Source organism: Cupriavidus gilardii, from assembly GCF_013347325.1.
GTDB classification, from domain to species: domain Bacteria; phylum Pseudomonadota; class Gammaproteobacteria; order Burkholderiales; family Burkholderiaceae; genus Cupriavidus; species Cupriavidus gilardii.
The window spans coordinates 1,096,048-1,116,710 of record NZ_CP054624.1 but is presented as its reverse complement, the minus strand read 5'-3'; the positions used below and the strand labels follow the sequence as shown (position 1 = coordinate 1,116,710).

The following is a 20,663-nucleotide window of genomic DNA, read 5'->3' as shown; positions in this document are numbered from 1 at the left end:
GCCTGCCCGGCCCGTATGCTTTGACGAATCCACGAAGGAGACAACCCAGACCATGCCGCCCGACCAAGCCCCTTCCAGCCAACCGGCCAATCCGATCGTCGAACTCGACGCCGTCGCACTGTCCCGCGCCATCCACGCGCGCGAGGTCTCGTGCGTCGAGGTGCTCGACGCCTTCTTCGACCAGATCGACCGCCACAACCCCCGCGTCAACGCCATCGTGGCGCCGCTGGATCGTGGCACGCTGCGCGCGCAGGCCGCCGAGCGCGATGCCGAGCTCGCCCGCGGACAAAGCCGCGGCCCCCTGCATGGCTTCCCGCAGGCGCCAAAGGACATCAGCCCGGCCGCGGGCATGGTCACCACCAAGGGCTCGCCGATCTTCGCCGGCCAGGTCACGCAGACCGATGCCGCGATCTTCGCGCGCATGCGTGAAGCCGGCGCGCTGTTTGTCGGGCGCACCAATTCCCCCGAATTCGGCCTGGGCGGTCATACCTACAACCCGGTCTACGGCACCACGCGCAATGCCTTCGACCCGTCGCGCTCCGCGGGCGGCAGCAGCGGCGGCGCGGCGGTCGCCGTCGCGCTGCGCATGCTGCCGGTGGCGGACGGCTCGGACATGATGGGGTCGCTGCGCACGCCGGCAGCGTTCAATCATGTCTATGGGTTGCGCACGTCGTTCGGCCTGGTGCCGCACGGTCCGACCGATGAAGTCTTCTTCCAGCAATTCAGCGTGGCCGGTCCGATGGCGCGCAACGTGCCGGATCTGGCCCTGTTGCTGTCGGTGCAGGCGGGTTTCGATGCCCGCTTGCCGCTGACGCGCCGCTGCGAGCCGCCGGGCAGTTTTGCGCTGCCGCCGGAGCGCGATTGGAGCGGCGTGCGCATCGGTTGGCTGGGCGATATGAACGGCCAACTGCCGACCGATCCGGGCTTGCTCGATACCTGCGCCCGCGCGCTGGACCATTTCCGCACGCTGGGCTGCACGGTCGAGCCCGCGCTGCCGGCATTCGATCTGGAAACGCTGTGGCACGCCTGGATCGATCTGCGCAGCTTCTCGGTGGCCGGCGCCAATGCCGCGCTGTGGCACGACCGTGCGAAGCGCGCGCTGCTCAAACCCGAGGCTGCTTGGGAAATCGAGCGCGGCATGGCGCTGCCGAGCCCGCGCGTCTACGAAGCGATGTGCGTGCGCAGTGCCTGGTATCAGGCGCTGGTCCACCTGTTCGAGCGTTACGACTATCTGGTGCTGCCCGCCGCGCAGGTGTTTCCGTTCGACGCGGAATGGGACTGGCCGCACGCCATCGACGGCCGCGACATGGACACCTATCACCGCTGGATGCAGACCGTGGTGCCGGCGACGATGGCCGGGCTGCCCGCCCTGGCCGCACCGGCCGGCTTCGGACCGAACGGCCTGCCCGCCGGCATCCAGATCATCGGACCCGCGCAGACCGATGCCGCCGTGCTGCAGTTGGGCCATGCCTACGACCTTGCGGGCGGTTTCTCGCGGGTGCGCAGTCCCTGGCTGGGTTGAGCCCCGCCACGTCCGGCGATCCCACAGCCGCCCGACCGAATTCGAACTTCACCACTGCTGGCAGGAGTGCCCTTGATGACCGCAATGCCCCCGAAGCTGCCCCACAAGCGATTCTTCCTCGCATGCACCGGCCTGATCGCCGTCCTGGCGACCACCATGGCGCCAGCCACGGCGCAGACGTATCCGGAGCGCCCAATCCGTCTGGTGGTGCCGTTTGCCGCCGGCGGCGCGACCGATGTGCTCGGGCGTCTGCTGGCGGTGGGCCTGGGCGAGAAGCTCGGGCAAACCGTGGTCGTCGAAAACAAGCCGGGCGCCAGTACGGTGATCGGTGCCACCCAGGTCGCCAAGGCCGCGCCCGATGGCTACACCCTGCTGCTCGCGGCCAGCACCACGCTGACGCTGAACCCGGCGATCCGCCCAAGTCTCGCCTACGACCCGATCAAGAGCTTCACGCCGCTGGGTCTGGTCGCCGATATGAGCCTGGTGCTGGTCGCCAACCCGGACACGTCGCTGCATTCGCTGAAGGATCTCGTCACGCAGGCGAAGGCTGATCCGGACAAGTTCTCCTACGGCTCGTTCGGCACCGGTTCGTCGGTGCATTTCGGCGGCGAGATGCTGAAGTCCGCCACCGGCATCCGCATGGTCCATGTGCCCTTCAACGGCAGTGCGCCCAATCTGACGGCACTTGCCGGCGGCCAGGTGCAAGTCGCAGTCGATACCGTGGTCGCGACGCTGCCGCTGATCAAGGCTGGCAGGATCCGCCCGCTTGCGGTGCTGTCGCCGCTGCGCCTGCCAGCATTGCCGCAGGTGCCGACGGTGGCCGAGAGCGGCTACCCTGGCTTCCAGATGGGCACGTGGTTCGCGCTGATCGCACCGGCGGGCTTGCCGGCGCCGGTCCAGCAGAAGTTGGAGAAGGCGCTGGCCGACGTCGTCAATGCGCCGGCCACGCGCGCTCGACTCGTCGAGCTGGCGCTGACGCCGGCCTATGGCAATGCCGCCGCGGTCAAGGCCCGGGTCGAAAAGGAGCTGCCGGAGATGCGCGCCGTCGCGGCGCGGGCGAATATTCGCGCGGAATAAGGGCGGAGTCAGGCAGCGCCGCTGCGTAATCCCGCGTGCCCGGCCGCGGGAACCAGCAATGGCGCCCCGGCATTATTTGACTGACCGGTACAAAACAAATTATGCTCGTCGGCACGCGCTCAACCCACTGAGCGCCGTTGCCCCTCAAGCAACGATGCAACGGGTCTCATACACCCGTTGTTTTTTTGCCAATTTCTGTACCGATCGATAAATTTTTAGCCGCCACGAATACCGATGAGCCATCCCGTTAGCAGCGACATTCGCCAGATTCCGACCGCCACCGGCATGGTGGCCATTCCGCCCGAGCTCGAGGCCGACGTCGCGCAGTTCCACTATGCTCCCGCCCGGCGCGTCGGCGACTTCGTTTATCTGTCTGGCGTGGTCGCCCGCAACCGGCGCGCCGCGCCGATGGACGAGGCCGCGTTCTGCGAGGAGTTGCGTGCGGTCTTCCGGCAGATCGAGCGCCTGCTGCTGGCCTGCGGCGCGCAACTGGACGATGTCGTCGAGCTGCAGATGTTTCATGTCTTCGGCAGCGAACGCCTCGCGCTGGATAAGGCCGGACAGCTGGCGGCGATCGGCCGCGTACGCGACGAGTTCTTTGCCGCGCCGTATCCGGTCGCGGTGGAATTGGCCGTCGCGGACTTGAACCCCGAGGGCGGACTGGTCGAAATCAAGGCCACCGCATTTGCGCCTCGATAGCCCTGCCCAAAGGCTGCCGCGCTAGCGCACGACGCGGCTGCTTTCCCGGATCACGAGGTCGCAGGCGATCTCTTGCACTTGCGGGCCGGCCGACGCCGTGCCGGCATGCAGCGAAGTCACGACGATTTCCATGGCGCGGCTGCCGATCGCATATGGATCGGGGCGCACCGTGGTCAGCGAAGGCGTGGTCACCGCCGCCAGCGGCGCATCGCCAAATCCCGCCACCGCCAGATCCCCAGGTATGGCCAGGCCATGGGAATGCGCGCACAGAATGGCGGTAATCGCCATATTGTCGTTGGCAAAGATCACCGCCCGCGGACGTCTGCCGGGCGGCATGGCCGCCAGCGCGGCCATCGCTTCGCGCGCCGCCGCGACGTCGTCGCTCGCTCGCGCACGCCAGACATCGGGCACGAGCCCGGCGTCGTGCATCGCCTGTGCGTAGCCCTCGCTGCGCCGCGTGGCACGGCCGTCTTCGACGGCGCCGTTGAGCACGAAGCGGATGCGCAGCGCGCCTTGGCCAACGAAATGTTCAGCCAGCATCCGTCCCACTACCTGCTGGGAGAACCCGACCTGGTGAAACGGCCGGCCGGCGTGCACTTCCCATGCCTCGACGATCGGTACCTTCAGCCTGGCCAACAGGGCATCGGACTCCGGCGAATGATCACCGCGCGTCAGGATCAGCGCGCGCGGATGCCACCCTGCAAAGGTGCGCAAGGCACGGGCCTCGGAATCGCGCGAGAAGTGGCTGTTCGCCAGCAGCAGCTGCAGATCGTTGCGCTCGGCCACATCCATCATGCCGCGCACCATGTCCGCAAAGGTCGGGCTGGTGACGTTCTGCATCACGGCTCCGACCACGCCTCCCTGGTTGGTCGCAAGGATCCGCGCCATCTGGTTCGGGACGTAGCCCGTTTGCTCGATGACCTGTGCCAGCCGCGTGCGCAGTGCCTCGGACACCTTCTGCGGTTCGTTGAAGTAGCGCGACACCGTAACCGACGACACCCCTGCCATCCGGGCGACGTCGTGAACCGTATAGGTGCCTGACCTCGGCCGCGACGCACGCGACCGCGTGGCGGCGGGTTTGGCGGGAGGAACAGGGCCGGGATCGGTGGGCATGCTGCCGAGGATCGGTTGATGGGTTGACCAGTTGGCGCAGCGGATTATACACTCGGGCAATGTTACCGGTTTCATTTCGCCAGCGATGCCGAAATGTAACCGGTAACATCCCCGACCGAGGCGAGGCTGACATCGCCCTTTCCATGGAGACACCCTCATGCATCCCCTCCGCCGCGCGGCCCGCATGCTGCCCTTGCTGGCTGCTCCCCTCCTCGTCGCGGCAGCGCCGGCCGCCATCGCCGCCTGGCCCGAGCGCCCCGTTGTGATGGTCGTGCCGCAACCGCCCGGCGGCGCGGCCGATGCCTTCGCCCGCCCCTTCGCGCAGGCGCTGGCCCAGCGTCTGGGCCAACCGGTCGTCATCGAGAATCGCGCCGGTGCCAACGGCAACATCGCGGCGGCCTACGTCGCCAAGCAGCCCGCCGACGGCTACACGATCTTCTTCGGCTCGGTCAGCACGCTCGCGGTCAATCCGCATCTGTACAAGTCGCCCGGCTTCGATCCGCTCAAGGACTTCCAGCCGATCACGCTGACCAATCAGACGCCCAACGTGCTGGTCGTCAACGCCGCCGCGCCGTATCGCACGGTCGCCGACGTGGTGGCGGCCGCCAAGGCGGCGCCTGGCTCGCTGAACTACGGCTCGGCCGGCAACGGCAACACCATGCATCTGACCGGCGTGCTGTTCCAGCAGAAGACCGGCACCACGCTGACCCACGTGCCCTACAAGGGCGGCCCCGCGGCGCTGACGGACGTGCTGGGCGGCCAGATTCCGATGATGTTCCACAACCTGAATGCGGTGCTGGCCTACGAGAAGTCAGGCAAGGTGCGCATCCTGTCGGTGGCCGACAACAAGCGCGCCCCGCTGTTGCCCAATGTGCCCACCATGAAGGAGGCCGGCGCGCCGGGCGTGGTGCAGGTGCCGTGGAGCGGCATGCTGGTGCGCGCCGGTACGCCGCAGCCGATCGTCGAGCGGTTGAGCAAGGAGATGGTGGAGATCCTGAAGAGCCCGGCCTTCCGCGCCCCGCAGGAGGCCCAGGGCACCGAGGTCCTGTCTTCCACGCCGGCCGAGTTTGCCGACCGCATCAAGTCCGACTACACCTCGATGGGCGCGCTGATCAAGGCCGCCAACGTCAAGATCGACTGACCCGACAGATCCTTCCCGATACCGGAGCACACGTGCCCTCACATAACCACTTCAAGCAGGCGCTGCACGAGCAGCGCCCCCAGATCGGCCTCTGGTCCACGCTGCCGTTTCCCTATGTGTCCGAACTGATCGCCGGTTCGGGATTCGATTGGCTGATGCTCGACACCGAGCACACGGCCAGCGATCCGGTGCTGATGCAGCAGCAGCTGCAGGCCGTGGACGCGGGCCGTACCGGCACGACTTCGGCGGTGGTCCGCCCCGCGTGGAACGACACCGTGCTGGTCAAGCGCTACCTCGACATCGGCGCGCAGTCGCTGCTGTTCCCCTTCGTGCAGACGCCGGAAGAAGCGGCCGCCGCGGTCGCGGCCACGCGCTATCCGCCGCGCGGCGTGCGGGGCATGGGCGGCACCGTGCGCGCCTCGCGCTTCGGCCGCGATGCCAACTATGTCCGCGATGCAGACGCGCAGATCTGCGTGCTGGTCCAGATCGAGACCGAGGAAGCGCTGGAACGGCTCGAAGAGATCGCCGCCGTGGACGGCATCGATGGCATCTTCATCGGGCCTGCGGACCTGTCGGCCAGCATGGGCGTGCCCGGCGAGCTGAACCACCCGCGTGTACGCGCGGCCATCGACGCGGCCATCCGCCGCATCCGGGCCTGCGGCAAGGCCCCCGGCATCCTGATGCTCGACGAGAAGCGTGCGCAGGAGTGCCTCGACCTGGGCGCGCTGTTCGTCGCGGTGGGTACCGACCAGGTACTGCTGCGCAAGAGCGCCGATGATCTGGCCAAGCGTTTTGGCCGCGGCCCCGGCGCGGCCAACGCGTCGTACTGAACGCGCGCTGCAAACCGGAGGAATCGCAAGCATGACACGCCCAGACAAGCCGCCGCGCCGCCCGGAAGACCTGCGCAGCCATCGCTGGTTCGCCAGCGACGATATTCGCGGCTTCGCGCATCGCCAGCGCATGCAGCAGCAGGGACTGGCCCGGGAGGCCTTCATGGGCCGGCCGGTGATCGGCATCATCAATACCTGGAGCGAACTTTCGCCGTGCCACGCGCATCTGCGCGAACGCGCCGAATCGGTCAAGCGCGGCGTGCTGCAGGCAGGCGGCTACCCGCTCGAACTGCCCGCGCTGAGCCTGGGCGAGGTGATGGTCAAACCCACCACCATGCTCTATCGCAACCTGCTGTCGATCGAAACGGAAGAGCTGCTGCGCAGCCTGCCGCTCGACGGCGCGGTGCTGATGGGCGGCTGCGACAAGACGCCTCCCGGCCTGATGATGGGCGCGTTCTCGATGGACCTGCCGGTGATCTTCGTGCCGGCCGGACCGATGCTGAACGACCGCTATCGTGGCGCCGCGGTCGGCGCCGGCACCCACACCAAGAAATACTTCGCCGAATACAGCATCGGCAATATCGCCAGGGATGAGTGGATCGCGATGGAGGCGCGCATGACGCGCTCGGTCGGCACCTGCAACACGATGGGGACGGCCAGCACGATGACGGCCATCGTCGAGGCGCTGGGCTTCACGCTCCCTGGGGCAATGAGCATCCCGGCCGTCGACGCGGCGCATAGCCGCATGGCATGGCGCTGCGGACAGCGCATCGTCGAAATGGTCTGGGAGGACCTGCGGCCATCGCAGATCGCCACCAAGGCGGCCTTCCTCAATGCGGTTGCCGCCTATGCCGCGCTGGGCGGCTCGACCAACGCCGCGGTGCATCTACCGGCAATGGCCGGCCGGGCCGGCGTCGCGCTGGACCTGGACGAGATCGACGCGGTTGCGCGCAATGTGCCGGTGATCGCCAACCTCTATCCCTCCGGCGAACGCCTGATGGAGGACTTCCACTATGCGGGCGGCCTGCCCGCCGTGCTGCAAAGGATCGCGCCGCACCTGGACCTGGACGCGCGCACGGTCACCGGCCGCACGCTTGGCGAGAACATCGCCGCATGGCCCTGCGAAAACGACGGCACCGTGCTGGACCTGGACCGGCCGCTGAAGACCGGCACGCCGGAATGTCCGGAGGCCGGACTTGCGCTTGCCGTGCTGCGCGGCAACCTTTGCCCCGACGGCGCGGTCATCAAGCCGTCGGCCGCCAGCCCTCACCTGCTGCGGCACGAGGGCCGGGCGCTGGTATTCGATTCCAACGCGGAGATGTTCGCGGCGATGGACGACCCCGACCTTGATGTCGATGCCTCGACCGTGCTGGTGCTGCGCAATGCGGGCCCAATCGGCGGCCCCGGCATGCCCGAGTGGGGCAACCTGCCGATCCCGAAAAAGCTGCTGCGCGAAGGCGTGCGCGACATGCTGCGCATCTCGGACGGCCGCATGAGCGGCACCCACTACGGGACCTGCGTGCTGCACGTGGCGCCCGAATCCGCGGTCGGCGGGCCGCTCGCGCTGCTGCGCACCGGCGACCTCGTGCGCCTGGACATCGGCGCCCGCCGGCTCGACATGCTGGTACCGGAAGCCGAACTGGAAGCGCGCCGCGCAGCGTGGCAGCCGCCACCGCTGCCGTATGCGCGCGGCTATGGCCGCATCTTCCAGCACGAAGTCACGCAGGCCAACGAGGGCTGCGACTTCGCCAGCCTGGCAGGCAACGCGCCGACCGTTGAACCGCCGATCTACTGAACAGCGAACAAACGGCGAGCAACGCTGATGTCATTGACCACCATGCCCCTTCCAGACCCAACCCTGTTCCGCCAGCCATGCCTGATCGGCGGCGAATGGCGCCACGCGGTCGCCAAGATCGAGGAGCATATCGCCGACGCCCGCCAGCGCGGCGCGCAGGTGCTGTGCGGCGGATCGCGCCACGCGCTGGGCGGCACCTTCTTCGAGCCCACGGTGATGACCGGCGTCACGCAGTCGATGCTGGTCGCGCGCGAGGAGACCTTCGCCCCGCTGGCCCCACTGATCCGCTTCGAGCCCGAGGCCGACGCCATCGCCATGGCCAACGATTCCGAGTACGGGCTGGCCGGCTACTTCTTCTCGCGCGACATGGCGCGCATCTGGCGCGTCGCCGAGGCGCTCGAATGCGGCATCGTCGGCGTCAACAGCGGCCCGATCGCCAACGAGGCAGCGCCGTTCGGCGGCATCAAGCAGTCCGGCATGGGGCGTGAAGGCTCGCGCGACGGTATCGACGACTACCTCGAGATCGAATACGTCTGCATGGCAGGGGTGGCGTGATGGCAGACCGCATGCACGACAGCCAACCGAGTGCGACGCCGGTCAAGGTGGAGCGGCTCGACGCCTTCGTCTTGCGCGCGCCCGCCGATCCGCCGGTGCAGACGTCGTTCGGCATCATGCGCGATCGCCCGGCGGTGCTGGTCCGTCTGACCGACAGCGATGGCTGCGAAGGCTGGGGCGAGGTCTGGTGCAATTTCCCGACGGTAGGCGCCGAGCATCGCGCCCGCCTGCTGCTGGCGTACGGCCGGCCCATCGTGACGGGCCAGGCGTGGGCCTCGCCCCGACAGACCTGGGAAACGCTGGTGGCGCGGCTGGCGGTACTGATGCTGCAGACCGGCGAGCCCGGACCGCTTCACCAGATCGCCGCCGGCATCGACATGGCGATGTGGGACCTGTTCGCACGCCGCGCCGGCCAGCCGGTCTGGCGTGCGCTGGGCGGTGCCGGCGCGTGGCCCGTGCCGGTCTATGCGTCGGGCATCAATCCGACCGATCCCGCCGAACTGGCCTTGGCCAAGCGGGCCGAGGGCTACCGGGCCTTCAAGCTCAAGGTCGGCTTCGGCGTGGAGCGCGACCTCGGCAATCTGCGCGACATGCGCGAGGCGCTCGGTGGCGATGCGGTGCTGATGGTCGATGCCAACCAGGCGTGGGACGCCGAGGATGCGGTGGCCGCCGGCCATCGCATGGCACCGTTCGATCTGCTGTGGCTGGAGGAACCGGTGCGCGCCGACGCGCCGCCGCAGACGTGGGCGAAGCTCGCTGCGGAGCAGCCGCTGCGGCTGGCCGGCGGCGAGAACCTGTGCGGCCATGCACAGTACCGCGATTTCATCGGCGAACCCGGCATGTCGGTGATCCAGCCGGATGCCGGCAAATGGGGCGGACTGACCGGATGCCTGGACGTCGCGCAGCAAGCGATTGCGGCGGGCAAATGGTATTGCCCGCATTGGCTGGGCGCCGGCATCGGCCTGCTCGCCTCGCTGCACCTGAAAACCGCCGCGGGCGGGGCCGGCTATGTCGAAGTGGACGCCAATCCGAATCCGCTGCGCGACGCGATGGCGGCGCCGGTCATGCATCTGAGCGACGGCTGCGTGCAGCTTGGCGACGCGCCTGGCTTCGGCGTGGTGCCCGACCTGGGCGCGCTGGCGCCGTATCTGGTGGAGCTGCAGCAAACAGGCCTTTGAACAGGCCGCAACCGGCGGCAGTCCACCGTGCTGCCGCAGGTTCGTACTTGTCTCACGCGTGCGGATACGCCTGAAACGCCGCGAAGCCCTCGGCGGCTGCCGTCAGCGACGCGATGGCCGGATGCGCGGCCGCATCGACGGCCCCCGGCAGCATCGCCTGCGTGAAGGTCCACACCACCGCGGTCGTCAATTGCGCCTGCGTCAGCGCGGTCTCCTGCACCGGCACCGGCAGGCGGGCGACTTCTTCCTCGAGCAAGGCGAAGGCGCTGGTGCGCTGGCCGTCGACGCGCTCGACCCACGGCTGGTGCTGTTTCTCTGCCGGCCGCAGCATGTGCTCGTAGACGTTCTGCACCGCCTTCTCGCAAGCGGCCAGCGCCAGACCGATCACGCGCAGGTCGCGCTGGCGCGCCGCCAGCTCCGTCGGCATCAGGCTGCGTCCGGCCAACGCCTCGACGTAGTCGATGATCAGCGTCGAGTCCATCAGCACCACGCCGTTGTCGCAGACCAGCGATGGCGCCTTGACGACCGGGTTGATGGCGCGGAACTGCTCGAAGGTGCGGAACACCGAAACCGGTTCATGTTGGAAGGACAGCCCCAGCAGGCGCATCGTGATCGCGGCGCGGCGGACATAGGGGGAATCGAGCATGCCGATCAGTCTCATCGTGTTGGCTCCTGGGGTCGATATGGGTGTGCGGGAAATCGCCATATCATCCGTTGTCCGTAGCCCACTTGCCAACCCCCATCGCTTCGAACCCGCGCCGCCCGGCTCAGTCGCGTTTGCCTGGGGTCCGATGCAGCGGCAGGCGCCACAGCTCGTAGCGCTCCTCGCCGGCCTTGACCGCCCCCGCGAAATGCCCGTTCAGATGGCTGGCGGTAAACACCAGATCGCCGTTGGGCAGCAGCGCGGGTGTATCGGGCCAGAACACGCCCTCGTCCGCCGCGAGCAGCGACATCGTGCCGGTGGCCGGGTCGTATTTGACGATGCCATTGCGCGTCACGTCCGTGATGTACAGCTTGCCCTTCGCGTCGGTGACGATGCCATCGGTATTGCTGCCGACGTCGCCCAGATCGCGCACCGCCGCGGCCAGGCTCTCCGGGCTGGCGCCCTGGTCACGCAGCAGCCGCGTCGGCGCGGCATGGATGTGCGTGCCCGTGGTGACGGCCCAGTACAGCGTGCCACCATCGGGCGACAGTGCGATGCCGTTGATGCCGAGCTTCAACGGATTGCCCGGCCACACCTCGGCGCCATGCGAGACGACCTTCGCGCCGGGCTCCGGCAGCAGGCTCGCGTGGCGGTCCAGCACGCGCCGCGCCTTGCCGGCGGCAAAGTCCACCACGATCAGCCCCGCCTGATTGTCCGGCGCGCTGCGCAGGCCGCTGTCGGAGATATAGGCGATCCGGCGCCGCTCGTCGACGACGATATCGTTCAGGAAGCTGCCCTTGCGGTCCGCCACCCCATCGAGTGCGATGCGCCGGACCGTGCGTCCGGTACGCAGATCGTAGACCATCACCTTCTGCGCGCCGGCCGGCGCCTCGGCCTGGCCCGCGACGAAACCCATGTCGAGCGCCCATAGCCAGCCGTTGCGGCGGTCGACATGAAAGCCCAGCACATTGCGCAGATGGGTGTCGGGGGCGCCATCGACCGCATTGCCGGCAACCGACGGAAAGGCCGACAGCCGGGCCGGGCCGCTCGGAGCGCTCGTGTCGAGCAGGCTCAGTGTCGCCGGCGCGTCGGCCGACACCAGCCGCGGCGTGGTGACGAAGGCGCGGCCCTGCGCATCGAAATGGATGCCCGCAATTGGCGCGTTGACCGAGCCGGCGAAGGGCACCGGGTCCGCGCCCCGGCGAGACGGCTCCCAGCTGACGCCCGCATAGCTGCGCCAGCGTTCGAGGGTGACCTGGGCGGGGGAATCTGCGGCATCGGCGGAACCGGCGAACGCCGGCACGGCGGTGAGCGCGGTCAGCGCCAGCGCCGCGAGACGGGATAGGCGAAGCAACATGATGATGTCCGGAAGGTTGGGCCGAAAGGCAGTGACGGCCATCAAAGGATCGAGCGGAACGACCCGCCCTCGACACGGACGGCAGCCCCATTGGACGCAGCGCCGAGCGGACTGGCGAGCAGCGCCACCATCGCGGCGATCTCGTCCGCCTCGATCATGCGAGCGATCAGCGAACTGGGCCGGTACGTCTGGAAGAAATGCGCTTCGATCTCGGCATCGCTCATGCCCGGACGCGGCGCGGTCTGGCGCAGGTATTCGACGATGCCGTCCGAACGCGTCGCGGCCGGCAGCACGCTGTTGACCGTGACGCCGGTCCCCTTGGTCAACTCCGCCATGCCGCGCGACACGGCCAGCTGTGCCGACTTGCTGACGCCGTAATGCACCATGTCCGGCGGCGTGAAGGCGCCCACCTCGAGCTTGTCGCAATGCCGCCCGGTGACCGTCACCGCAACGCCCTCGCGCGCCAGGGTCCGGGCGATGGCCAGACCAATGCCGGCCGTGGCCCCGGTGACGATGGCAGTCTTGCCTTGAAGTTGAAGGTCCATGGAGTTCTTCGTGATCGGGTGGTGATGCCCGACTTTATTACCCGCACCAACGGAGATAAACTCGCCAATCGGGAATTCATCTGTTCTTCGGGGGATATAATGGCGCGCCGCTTCGACCATCTTGGGGACGTGGAGGCCTTTCTGGCGGTGGTCGAGCATGGCTCGTTCACGGCGGGCGCGGTGGCGTTGTCGACCACGGCTTCGGTGCTGAGCCGCGCCATCGCCCGGCTGGAGGCCCGGCTCGGCAGCCAGTTGCTGCGCCGGACCACCCGTCGCATCGGACTGACCGACGCGGGACGGCAATATGTCGAACAGGCACGCGCTGCTTTCACGCTGCTCGACGACGCCGAGCGTGAGATACAGGGTCAGGAAGGCGAACTGTCGGGAAGGGTGCGGCTCAGCGTGCCGACCACCTATGGGCACTACCGGCTGCCGCCGTTGCTGGCGCGATTCACGCGGCAGTACCCGCGCGTGCAGGTGGAACTGAACATCACGAACCGCAATGTCGACCTGGTGGCGGAGGGCTTCGACCTCGCCATCCGTCTCGGCGAGCTGCCCGACAGCGGGCTGGTTGCGCGCAAGCTCGAAGATGCGGCGCTATGTCTGGTCGCGGCCCCGGACTATCTGCGGCGCGCGGGCACGCCGCGGACGCTGGACGATCTGCATCGCCACGTCTGCCTGCCCTTCGTGCTGCCCAGCACTGGCCGCATTGCGCCCTGGGTATTTCGCGACGGCGACCGAGATATCGATTGGGCCACCAGCTCCCCGATCGCGATCTCCGACGATGTGCTGGGCGTGGTCTCGCTCGCCGAGCACGGCGCCGGCATCTGCCAGAGCTATGACTTCATCGTGCGCGACCGGATCGAGCGCGGGCGGCTGGTCGAAGTGCTGCCGCTTCTGCGGGGGCGCTCGCGGCCGTTCTCGCTGATCTACGCGCCGCACCGCCGCCAGTCGGCGGCGGCACGGGCGATGATCGATCTGCTGACCGCCGGTTGAGCGGCAGCACGCACGCGGCCTCAGTCGAGATAATCCGGCTCGAGCCGTGCCAACTGACGGTGGATGCTCGCCAGATGCAGGCGCGCGCTGTCGGGATCGCCCTCGCGCATCTGCCGCGCGCACAGGGCAGCGACGTCGGGCGGCACGGGTATCAACTTGCGGCCGGTGCCGTGCGCGCGCACCTGGACCTCGGCCGCACGCTCCAGGTAATAAAGATCGTCCCACGCCTGCGCGATGTTCGGCGCGGTCACCATCACGCCGTGGTTGCGCAGGAAGGCGATGTCCGCATTGCCCATCGCGTCCGCGATGCGATCGCCCTCCAGTTCATCCAGCGCCAGCCCATTGAACGGCACCGTGGCCACGCGGTCGTAGAACTTCAGCGCGGTCTGCCCAGCCCATACCAGCGGTTCGCCATCGACCATCGCCAGCGCGGTCGCGTTCGGCATGTGCGTATGAAAGGCCGCGACCGCCGAGGGTTTGCGCATGTGCAGGCGGGCATGGATGAAGAAGGCCGTGGCCTCGGGCTCGCCATCGCCATCGAGCACGCGGCCGTCGACATGGCAGACCAGCAGGCGCGAAGCCGTGACTTCGCAGAACGCCAGCCCCAGCGGATTGACCAGGAACAGCCCGGGGTGCCCCGGCAACGTCGCCGAGAAATGGTTGCAGATGCCCTCCGCCATCCCGAGCCGCGCCGCCATGCGCAGGCAGGCCGCCAGATCGATACGGGCCTGCCGGACAGCAGGATCGTTCCGCAACACCGCCGCCATCTCGGCGTCGCCCGCAGCCCGGCTCGAAAGTTGATGCGCCATGGATCGCTCCTTCAGGGTTGCACCCATCCGAGCGTAGCAAATAACTGGCGCAGACCGGCGAGATCGGGCAGGACGGCGTCGGGCCGATAGTCGGGCAAGGGCTTGCGCGCCGTGCCGCGATCGATCCAGACGCAACGAAACCCCATGTCTCGCGCGGCGGCCAGATCCAGATGCGGACTCGCGCAGATATGCAGCAGCTGGCCTTGCGACACGCCGATCGCGTCATGGGCGTGTTCGAACAGCCGCGGCGACGGCTTGTAGGCCCGTCCCTGCTGCGCGGTGACGACCCGATCGATATGGCCGCCGAGCTGGGCAACGTTACCGGCGATGATGGCGTCATCCGTATTGGACACGATGCACAGCTTGAAGCCTTGCGCCTTCAGCCAGGCCAACGTCGGCACGACCTCGGGAAAAGGCGGCATCGCCGCGATATGGCGCGTCAGCGCATCGGCATCGCCGGGCTCGAACGGTAGCCGGAACGCCTCCAGCGCGGCGCGCAGCGACAGCGCCGATATCTCGGCAAAACTGCGATGCGGCGGCGTCTGTTCCAGCCGGTGCTCGTGTTCGTCGTAGACGCGAATGAATTCGTGAGGATCGACGCCGCGCAATCCCTTACTGGCCAGCAGGCGGTCGACGCAGGCCAGCAAGCCTTCGTCCCATTGGATCAGGGTGCCATAGCAGTCAAAGGTCAACCATTCCGGACGAGGGGAAGCTTGCATGATCGGGGCTCCAGCTTTTACGTTGCGAATGGCTGCATGCTAAGCTGATGCAGAAAAATTCGAAAATTCGATTTTTAGCGCAACTTCATCGGCATTCCTAATCATGCTCGATCTCGAACTGCTCAAGACGTTTGTCAGCGTCGTCGACGCGGGCGGCTTCACGCGCGCCGGCGAGCGAGTCCACCGCACACAGTCGACCGTCAGCCAACAGATTCGCAAGCTGGAGGACCAGGTGGCGCAGCCGCTGCTGCTGCGCCAGCGCGCCGGCAAGTCGGTTGCTCTGACGGAGGCCGGCGAGCGGCTGCTCGGCTACGCGCGCCGTCTGGTCGATCTTGCCCGGGAGGCCGAGACGATGATGCAGACGCGGGGCAACGCCGGCGTCATCCGGCTCGGCGTGCCCGACGATTTCGATGTCAAGCGGCTGATTCCGCTGCTATCCGGCTTCGCCGCGCGCCATCCGGCGATCCGGCTGGATACCGTCAACGGTTTGAGCGTGGAGCTTTCCAACCGGATCGCCCGGCACGACCTGGATCTGGCGCTGCTCAAGCGCGACGCCGACGGTGCACCCGTACTGCTCCGGCGTCCGGAAACACTGAAATGGGTCGTGGGCCGGGGCTTTGCGATGGACACCGACCCGCTACCGCTGGTGGTGTTCGGCCATGGTTGCCTGTATCGGGACCGTGCGATCCACGCGCTCGAATCCTCGGGCCGCGGCTGGCGCATCGCCTTCACGAGCCAGAGCCTGGTCAGCATCCAGGCGGCGGTCGCCGCGAATCTCGGCCTAAGCCTGCTCCCGGCCACCGCCGTGCAGGACGATCATGTCGTGCTCGGCGCCAGGGCCGGATTGCCTGCCCCGCCGCCGACCGAGCTGGCGCTGATCGGCAGCGCGCGGCTGCTGACGCCCGCGCAGCAGGCGCTGGTGAACTATCTCGATGAGAAGCTGCCCGGACGCCGCCTACGCGCGCGACGTTGACGCTTCGGTCGATCCACGCCCCTTGCGCCGTACCGCCCGGACCTTCCCGCTGGGGCCGCCACCGCAGAAAAACCGATCCGCGCCATCGGACTCCAATCCCGACACGCCCATGCCTGCCGGCATCTCGATGCGCTCGATCACTTCCCCGGTCGCGGGATCGACATGGCGCAGGTCGCTGGCCTCGCCCTCCCAGGTGCCGTGCCACAGTTCGCCATCGATTCAGGTGACACCAGTGACGAAGCGGTCGGAGGTCAGCGTGCGCAGCACCGCGCCGGTTTGCGGATCGACCTGATGGATCTTGCGATCGCGCCATACGCCGACCCATAGCGTTCCTTCCGCCCAAGCCAGTCCGGAGTTGCCGCCGTCGGTGGGTGCAGGGATGGTCGAGACGACCTGGCCGGTCTGCGGGTCGATCTTCTGGATGCGATCGCCGGCGATCTGGTACAGGTAGCGGCCGTCGAAGGCGGTGCCGGCATTGGCAGTGACGTCGATGGAGCGAAGCATCTGGCCGCTGGCCGGGTCCATGGCGTGGAGGCCGTCTCCGGACGCTACCCAGACATGCTTGCCGTCATACGACACGCCATGAACGGCCTCAATGCCAGGGAATGGCCCGTACTCCTGGAGGACTTCTGCGGGAATGGATTTCATGCTCGCTTCCTGGTGGATGGTGGTCAAAGGACTTGGCGCGTCACCGGCGGGCAAGCAAGTTGCGCGATGGCGCCTTCATGCCCGCATCCTAGTCCAGGCTCGGGATCGCCGGGAGTAACAAGGTCGTCGTGATTTCCGGCACCGGCGCCGTCATCCACCGGCGCGCACGTCCGTGGCCAATGGCCTGCACCTTGCCGGCCTCCGCCAGCGCATCCAGCGCGCGTTGCACGGTCCGCTGGCTGGCGCCGAGCGCCAGGGCCAGCCCGGAGCTGGACCACGATTCACCATCGGCCAGCAAGGCCAGCACCGCGGCATGCCGCTCGTCGACCGGCCGTGCCAGCACCACGACCGGCCGTGTGCCGTGCGGCACCAGCGCATAGCCGCGCGCCGTCGCGCGGATGTCGGCCAATGACCGAATGGCGGCACGCAGCCGGCCCATTTCCACGCGCAATCGCGCACGATGCGAATCGTCGGCATGCTTGATCCGAAAGGCGTGCGCAATCAGGTTGTCGCGCGCCACATCGTCCGGCCAGGCCCCGCCCAGCGCGCGCGCGAGCACGAACAGCACGGGCCGCGTGGCCAACGGCACGACCGTGCCGGCGTGGCGCACGGCGTGGCGGCACCCGTCGACCACCAGCGTGTTCGATGCAAGCAGTGCCTCGACTTCGTCCAGCCGTAGTTGTCGTGTTTCCCCGCGATCGATCAGGCGGGCCGCGGGGCCGGCAAGCATCGCGGCGGTCCGATCGACCTCCGCGGCGAGGGCCGGAATGGCCGCCCGGCGGGCCGCGTGACGCGCGCGGTCGAGCGCCGCGGCGGCGCTGCGCGCATGCACGCGGCGCATGGCGATGCCGGCGATCACCAGCTCGTGCACGGTCCGCAGTGCCGGCGGCAGCTTCGCCGGATCGACCCCGGTCAGCATCTGCTCGGCCTCGTCCAGGCGCCCGATCAACAATAACCGGCGGCTGGCCAGATAGCGTGCATGCGCGGCATTGGCGTGGTCGCCGTGCGCCTCGAGCGTCAGGCGGGCCGCATCGAGCGCCCTGGCGGGCCAGCCAAGGTCGCGCGCCGCCAGCGCGATCTCCGCCTCGGCCACCACGCATCTGGCCCGGGCAACGGGAGCGCGGTGGCCGAAGGCTCGCGCGGCGCTGCGCACCAGCGCCTTGGCCCGCACGAGGTCGCCGAGTTGCGCCATCGCGATGCCGCGCAACGCCAGCGCCGGCGCGTCATCGCGCAGGGCAACGCAATTGAGTGCCCCGAGCGGGTTACCAGCCGCGAGCGCGCGGGCCGCCGCCGAGATCGTCGGGTCCATTCGAATCACGCCACACTTGTCACTCCCTCCCTGTCGAAGCCGGCGCCTAATCTAGCACGACGATCAACCGACCCGGCGCGCCGCTGCCGTGCAGCACGACAACACGACAGCACGGCAGCCCACGCCACGTCCACATGGAGGAAGCACGATGACAACCCACCCCACCGCCAACCGGGAACAATGGCTGGCCGCCCGCCTGGAGTTGCTCGACGCCGAGAAGGCGCTGACGCGGCGCAGCGACGAAATCGCCCGCCAGCGTCAGGCGCTGCCCTGGCTGCGCATCGACAAGACCTACCGCTTCGACACCGACGAAGGCCCCGCGACGCTGGCCGACCTGTTTCGCGGCCGCTCCCAGCTGCTGGTCTACCACTTCATGTTCGGCCCCGACTACAAGGCCGGCTGCCCGTCGTGCTCGGCGATCGCCGACGGCTTCAACGGCTTTGCCGTCCACCTTGCCAATCACGACGTCGCGCTGACCGCCGTATCGCGCGCGCCGCTGGCCAAGCTGCAGGCCTACAAGCAGCGCATGGGATGGACCTTCCCGTGGGCGTCGTCGCACGACAGCGACTTCAATGCCGACTTCAACGTGTCGTTCACCACCGCGCAGCAGCGCGATGGCGACATCGAATACAACTACCGCCGCGAGCCCGCCGTACGCGGATGGCGCCGCAACATGGAAGGCGGCGGCCAGGCCGCGGAAGACCGGATCGCCGCGATGTGCGGCACCGATACCGCTACCTTTCACCGCGACCGGCCCGGCTTGAGCGCCTTCGTGATGGAGGACGGCGTGGTCTATCACACCTACTCGGCGTATTCGCGTGGACTGGACGGACTCTGGGGCATGTACCAGTGGCTGGACCGCGCGCCGAAGGGCCGCAACGAAACGGGCGTTTGGTGGCGCCGCCATGACGAGTACGGCGAGCGCTGAACCGGCGCACTGCTGCGCCGGCGGCGAGCTTGCGGGCAGGGACGGGAGCCGGCGAACCTTCTTCGGCGTCTGCGCCGTGCTGTTCGGCCTCGGCGCAGCGGCCACGGTGTCACTGCATGACGCGCTGCATGGCGCGATGTCCTCGATGGTGGCCACGCCGATGCCCGGTGGCTGGACGCTGTCGATGGCCTGGGCCCCGATGTGCGGGCAAACCTGGGCCGGCGCCGCCGCGGCCTTCATCGGCATGTGGGTCGTGATGATGGTAGCGATGATGCTGCCGTCGATCGCGCCGGCGCTGTGGCGCTGCCGCGTGGCCGCGGAGGAAACGGGGCGCGCGACGTGGCTGACGCTGGTGGCAGCGGCGGCCTACTTCCTGTTGTGGGCCGCGCTGGGATTGGCGGTCTTCATGCTCGGCGCCGCGCTGGTTGCGCTCGCGATGCAGTGGCCGACGCTGGCGCGGGCCATGCCTACCCTTGCCGGCCTCGTGGTGCTCGCCGCCGGCGGCCTGCAATTCACCGCGTGGAAGACTCGCTTGCTGACGGGCTGCCGGCACTCGTCCCCCCCAGCGTCACTGCAAAACACGGCTGCCGCGTGGCGGCATGGCGTTCGCCTCGGCCTGCATTGCATCCAGTGCTGCGCTGGCGTGACCGCAAGCCTCGCGGCGGTCGGCGTGATGGACCTTGGCGCCATGGCGGTCGCTACCGTGGCAATCAGCGCCGAACGGCTGGTGCCGGCCGGCCAGCGGGTAGCCAGGGCCAGCGGCACGCTCGGCATCGGCGCGGGTGCATGGCTGGCGCTGCGCGGTGCCGGGCTGCTCTAGCGCTGATGGCGAGCGGGGAATGGCCAACGCCGCGCGGCAACGGCTATCACGGCACCCACCAATACCGGGTGATATGGAAGAACACCGGCGCGGCGAACACCACCGAGTCGAGCCGATCGAGCATGCCGCCGTGGCCCTGGATCATCTGGCCCCAGTCCTTGATGCCGCGGTCGCGCTTGATCGCCGACATCACCAGCCCGCCGAGAAAGCCCATCAGCGCGATGACCAGCGCGATCGCGCCCGCCTGCCACGGCGCGAACGGCGTGATCCACCACAGCGCGGCACCGAGCGCGGTCGCGCTGGCGACGCCGCCGACGAAACCCTCGACCGTCTTGGACGGCGACAGCAGCGGCGCGATCTTGCGCTTGCCGCACAGCTTTCCCCAGACATACTGCAGCACGTCGCTGCCCTGCACCACGATCACCAGAAAGGCAATCAGCAGCAGATTCCGGCCCTCGAAACCCGGGATCGGCAGCGTCAGCAGCGCCGGCACGTGCGAGATGCAGAACACGCAGATCATCACGGCCCATTGCACGCCTGCGCAGCGTTCGAGAAAACGCGTCGTCTCGGCCGACAGCGCGGCGAGGATCGGCAGCAGCAGGAAGGCATAGACCGGGATCAGGATCGAGAACATGCCGTACCAGTCGACATAGACCAGCACGTATTGCAGCGGCAGGAACAGGAAGAAGGCGGCGACGATCGCGCGATGGTCGCCGCGCCGCGTCGTCGTAATGGTCACGAACTCACGCAGTGCGAAGAACGACAACAGGTAGAACAGCACGATCACCGCGGTGCGGCCCAGCGCAAAGGCCACGCCCATCACGCCGATCATCCACCACCAGGCCCAGACCCGCTGCGCCAGGTTGTCGATCACCGGGTGCGCGCCGCCACCGGCAATGCGCCAGCGCAGCAGCAGCGTCACCGTCGAGGCGAGCAGCAGCACGGCAAACAGGCCGCCGAACAACAGCCAGGTCTCGTGGTTCCAATGCAGGGTCGGCATGGCGGG

At 68.3% G+C, this 20,663-nt stretch carries 19 protein-coding genes and 2 pseudogenes; 12 read left to right on the top strand and 9 right to left on the bottom strand.

The genetic code is table 11. The features are described 5' to 3' along the window. Positions 1–52: 52 nt before the first annotated feature. The 3 genes from FOB47_RS05275 to FOB47_RS05265 all read left to right on the top strand — a co-directional run bounded on the left by FOB47_RS05275 (position 53) and on the right by FOB47_RS05265 (position 3,298). Positions 53–1,522, top strand: a complete 1,470-nt coding sequence (locus tag FOB47_RS05275) for an amidase (protein ID WP_174780191.1) — start codon at positions 53–55, stop codon at positions 1,520–1,522. 75 nt (positions 1,523–1,597) lie between these two features. Then, a complete protein-coding gene (locus FOB47_RS05270; protein ID WP_174780190.1) occupies positions 1,598–2,599 on the top strand; it encodes a Bug family tripartite tricarboxylate transporter substrate binding protein in 1,002 nt (333 codons plus the stop codon). 234 nt (positions 2,600–2,833) lie between these two features. Continuing rightward, on the top strand, positions 2,834–3,298 hold the full coding sequence (locus FOB47_RS05265; RefSeq protein WP_174780189.1) for a Rid family hydrolase: 465 nt from the start codon (positions 2,834–2,836) through the stop codon (positions 3,296–3,298). Positions 3,299–3,319: 21 nt separating this feature from the next. Here the strand turns inward: FOB47_RS05265 and FOB47_RS05260 are convergent, their stop codons facing one another. Continuing rightward, positions 3,320–4,597: a LacI family DNA-binding transcriptional regulator gene (locus tag FOB47_RS05260; protein WP_174780188.1), complete on the bottom strand. Its 1,278-nt coding sequence runs from the start codon at positions 4,595–4,597 to the stop codon at positions 3,320–3,322. On the opposite strand from FOB47_RS05260, the gene FOB47_RS05255 reads away from it, so the two are divergent. The 5 genes and pseudogenes from FOB47_RS05255 (at position 4,569) to FOB47_RS05235 (ending at position 9,910) form a co-directional block, all read left to right on the top strand. Beyond that, positions 4,569–5,552 (top strand): Bug family tripartite tricarboxylate transporter substrate binding protein, encoded by a 984-nt coding sequence (locus FOB47_RS05255; RefSeq protein WP_151021981.1) that lies wholly within the window; start codon positions 4,569–4,571, stop codon positions 5,550–5,552. The genes FOB47_RS05260 and FOB47_RS05255 overlap by 29 nt on opposite strands. A gap of 32 nt (positions 5,553–5,584) precedes the next feature. Further along, positions 5,585–6,382, top strand: coding sequence for an aldolase/citrate lyase family protein (locus FOB47_RS05250; protein ID WP_053823961.1), 798 nt, complete (start codon positions 5,585–5,587; stop codon positions 6,380–6,382). Between the two features lie 31 nt (positions 6,383–6,413). Next, positions 6,414–8,177: an L-arabinonate dehydratase gene (gene araD / locus FOB47_RS05245; RefSeq protein WP_053823962.1), complete on the top strand. Its 1,764-nt coding sequence runs from the start codon at positions 6,414–6,416 to the stop codon at positions 8,175–8,177. Between the two features lie 105 nt (positions 8,178–8,282). Beyond that, positions 8,283–8,732 (top strand): annotated as a pseudogene (locus tag FOB47_RS05240) (aldehyde dehydrogenase family protein); the annotation flags it as partial. A gap of 11 nt (positions 8,733–8,743) precedes the next feature. Then, a complete protein-coding gene (locus tag FOB47_RS05235; protein ID WP_174780187.1) occupies positions 8,744–9,910 on the top strand; it encodes a mandelate racemase/muconate lactonizing enzyme family protein in 1,167 nt (388 codons plus the stop codon). Positions 9,911–9,962: 52 nt separating this feature from the next. Here the strand turns inward: FOB47_RS05235 and FOB47_RS05230 are convergent, their stop codons facing one another. The 3 genes from FOB47_RS05230 to FOB47_RS05220 all read right to left on the bottom strand — a co-directional run bounded on the left by FOB47_RS05230 (position 9,963) and on the right by FOB47_RS05220 (position 12,455). After that, on the bottom strand, positions 9,963–10,571 hold the full coding sequence (locus FOB47_RS05230) for a glutathione S-transferase (protein ID WP_053823964.1): 609 nt from the start codon (positions 10,569–10,571) through the stop codon (positions 9,963–9,965). 106 nt (positions 10,572–10,677) lie between these two features. Then, entirely contained in the window at positions 10,678–11,910 is a 1,233-nt protein-coding gene (locus FOB47_RS05225; protein WP_174780186.1) for an L-dopachrome tautomerase-related protein, read from the bottom strand. A gap of 41 nt (positions 11,911–11,951) precedes the next feature. Next, on the bottom strand, positions 11,952–12,455 hold the full coding sequence (locus FOB47_RS05220) for an SDR family NAD(P)-dependent oxidoreductase (RefSeq protein ID WP_174780185.1): 504 nt from the start codon (positions 12,453–12,455) through the stop codon (positions 11,952–11,954). Between the two features lie 99 nt (positions 12,456–12,554). On the opposite strand from FOB47_RS05220, the gene FOB47_RS05215 reads away from it, so the two are divergent. Continuing rightward, the gene (locus FOB47_RS05215) at positions 12,555–13,451 is read left to right on the top strand and encodes a LysR family transcriptional regulator (protein WP_151021976.1); all 897 of its coding nucleotides are present in this window, start codon (positions 12,555–12,557) and stop codon (positions 13,449–13,451) included. Between the two features lie 20 nt (positions 13,452–13,471). Here FOB47_RS05215 and FOB47_RS05210 read toward each other — a convergent pair whose 3' ends face one another. Then, complete coding sequence (locus FOB47_RS05210) at positions 13,472–14,260, bottom strand: aldolase (protein ID WP_151021974.1); 789 nt, start codon at positions 14,258–14,260, stop codon at positions 13,472–13,474. Between the two features lie 11 nt (positions 14,261–14,271). After that, positions 14,272–14,979 (bottom strand): haloacid dehalogenase type II, encoded by a 708-nt coding sequence (locus tag FOB47_RS05205; RefSeq protein ID WP_174780184.1) that lies wholly within the window; start codon positions 14,977–14,979, stop codon positions 14,272–14,274. A 103-nt stretch (positions 14,980–15,082) separates the two neighbouring features. Between FOB47_RS05205 and FOB47_RS05200 the strand changes: the two genes are divergently transcribed. After that, positions 15,083–15,952, top strand: a complete 870-nt coding sequence (locus FOB47_RS05200; RefSeq protein WP_053823966.1) for a LysR substrate-binding domain-containing protein — start codon at positions 15,083–15,085, stop codon at positions 15,950–15,952. On the opposite strand, the pseudogene FOB47_RS05195 reads toward FOB47_RS05200, so the two are convergent. Beyond that, positions 15,935–16,600 (bottom strand): annotated as a pseudogene (locus FOB47_RS05195) (Vgb family protein). The gene FOB47_RS05200 and the pseudogene FOB47_RS05195 overlap by 18 nt on opposite strands. Before the next feature lie 88 nt (positions 16,601–16,688). Beyond that, complete coding sequence (locus FOB47_RS05190) at positions 16,689–17,909, bottom strand: helix-turn-helix domain-containing protein (RefSeq protein WP_174780183.1); 1,221 nt, start codon at positions 17,907–17,909, stop codon at positions 16,689–16,691. Between the two features lie 148 nt (positions 17,910–18,057). Between FOB47_RS05190 and FOB47_RS05185 the strand changes: the two genes are divergently transcribed. Together FOB47_RS05185 and FOB47_RS05180 are read left to right on the top strand one after the other, a co-directional pair. Beyond that, positions 18,058–18,837 (top strand): DUF899 domain-containing protein, encoded by a 780-nt coding sequence (locus FOB47_RS05185; RefSeq protein ID WP_174780182.1) that lies wholly within the window; start codon positions 18,058–18,060, stop codon positions 18,835–18,837. Beyond that, positions 18,815–19,657: a DUF2182 domain-containing protein gene (locus FOB47_RS05180; protein WP_174780181.1), complete on the top strand. Its 843-nt coding sequence runs from the start codon at positions 18,815–18,817 to the stop codon at positions 19,655–19,657. Before FOB47_RS05185 ends, FOB47_RS05180 begins: the two co-directional genes overlap by 23 nt. Positions 19,658–19,703: 46 nt before the next feature. On the opposite strand, the gene FOB47_RS05175 is transcribed toward FOB47_RS05180, so the two are convergent. Further along, positions 19,704–20,657 (bottom strand): phosphatidate cytidylyltransferase, encoded by a 954-nt coding sequence (locus FOB47_RS05175; protein WP_053823971.1) that lies wholly within the window; start codon positions 20,655–20,657, stop codon positions 19,704–19,706. Positions 20,658–20,663: the final 6 nt, after the last annotated feature.

Bases quoted from the DNA above. Each gene is read 5' to 3' on its own strand.
- FOB47_RS05225 (WP_174780186.1), bottom strand. From the start codon at position 11,910: ATGTTGCTTCGCCTATCCCGTCTCGCGGCGCTGGCGCTGACCGCGCTC.
- FOB47_RS05185 (WP_174780182.1), top strand. From the start codon at position 18,058: ATGACAACCCACCCCACCGCCAACCGGGAACAATGGCTGGCCGCCCGC.
- FOB47_RS05205 (WP_174780184.1), bottom strand. From the start codon at position 14,979: ATGCAAGCTTCCCCTCGTCCGGAATGGTTGACCTTTGACTGCTATGGC.
- araD (WP_053823962.1), top strand. From the start codon at position 6,414: ATGACACGCCCAGACAAGCCGCCGCGCCGCCCGGAAGACCTGCGCAGC.
- FOB47_RS05265 (WP_174780189.1), top strand. From the start codon at position 2,834: ATGAGCCATCCCGTTAGCAGCGACATTCGCCAGATTCCGACCGCCACC.
- FOB47_RS05255 (WP_151021981.1), top strand. From the start codon at position 4,569: ATGCATCCCCTCCGCCGCGCGGCCCGCATGCTGCCCTTGCTGGCTGCT.
- FOB47_RS05175 (WP_053823971.1), bottom strand. From the start codon at position 20,657: ATGCCGACCCTGCATTGGAACCACGAGACCTGGCTGTTGTTCGGCGGC.
- FOB47_RS05215 (WP_151021976.1), top strand. From the start codon at position 12,555: ATGGCGCGCCGCTTCGACCATCTTGGGGACGTGGAGGCCTTTCTGGCG.
- FOB47_RS05230 (WP_053823964.1), bottom strand. From the start codon at position 10,571: ATGAGACTGATCGGCATGCTCGATTCCCCCTATGTCCGCCGCGCCGCG.
- FOB47_RS05190 (WP_174780183.1), bottom strand. From the start codon at position 17,909: ATGGACCCGACGATCTCGGCGGCGGCCCGCGCGCTCGCGGCTGGTAAC.
- FOB47_RS05235 (WP_174780187.1), top strand. From the start codon at position 8,744: ATGCACGACAGCCAACCGAGTGCGACGCCGGTCAAGGTGGAGCGGCTC.
- FOB47_RS05180 (WP_174780181.1), top strand. From the start codon at position 18,815: ATGACGAGTACGGCGAGCGCTGAACCGGCGCACTGCTGCGCCGGCGGC.
- FOB47_RS05270 (WP_174780190.1), top strand. From the start codon at position 1,598: ATGACCGCAATGCCCCCGAAGCTGCCCCACAAGCGATTCTTCCTCGCA.
- FOB47_RS05210 (WP_151021974.1), bottom strand. From the start codon at position 14,260: ATGGCGCATCAACTTTCGAGCCGGGCTGCGGGCGACGCCGAGATGGCG.
- FOB47_RS05200 (WP_053823966.1), top strand. From the start codon at position 15,083: ATGCTCGATCTCGAACTGCTCAAGACGTTTGTCAGCGTCGTCGACGCG.
- FOB47_RS05260 (WP_174780188.1), bottom strand. From the start codon at position 4,597: ATGCGGGCCGCGCGGCGGAGGGGATGCATGAGGGTGTCTCCATGGAAA.
- FOB47_RS05220 (WP_174780185.1), bottom strand. From the start codon at position 12,455: ATGGACCTTCAACTTCAAGGCAAGACTGCCATCGTCACCGGGGCCACG.
- FOB47_RS05275 (WP_174780191.1), top strand. From the start codon at position 53: ATGCCGCCCGACCAAGCCCCTTCCAGCCAACCGGCCAATCCGATCGTC.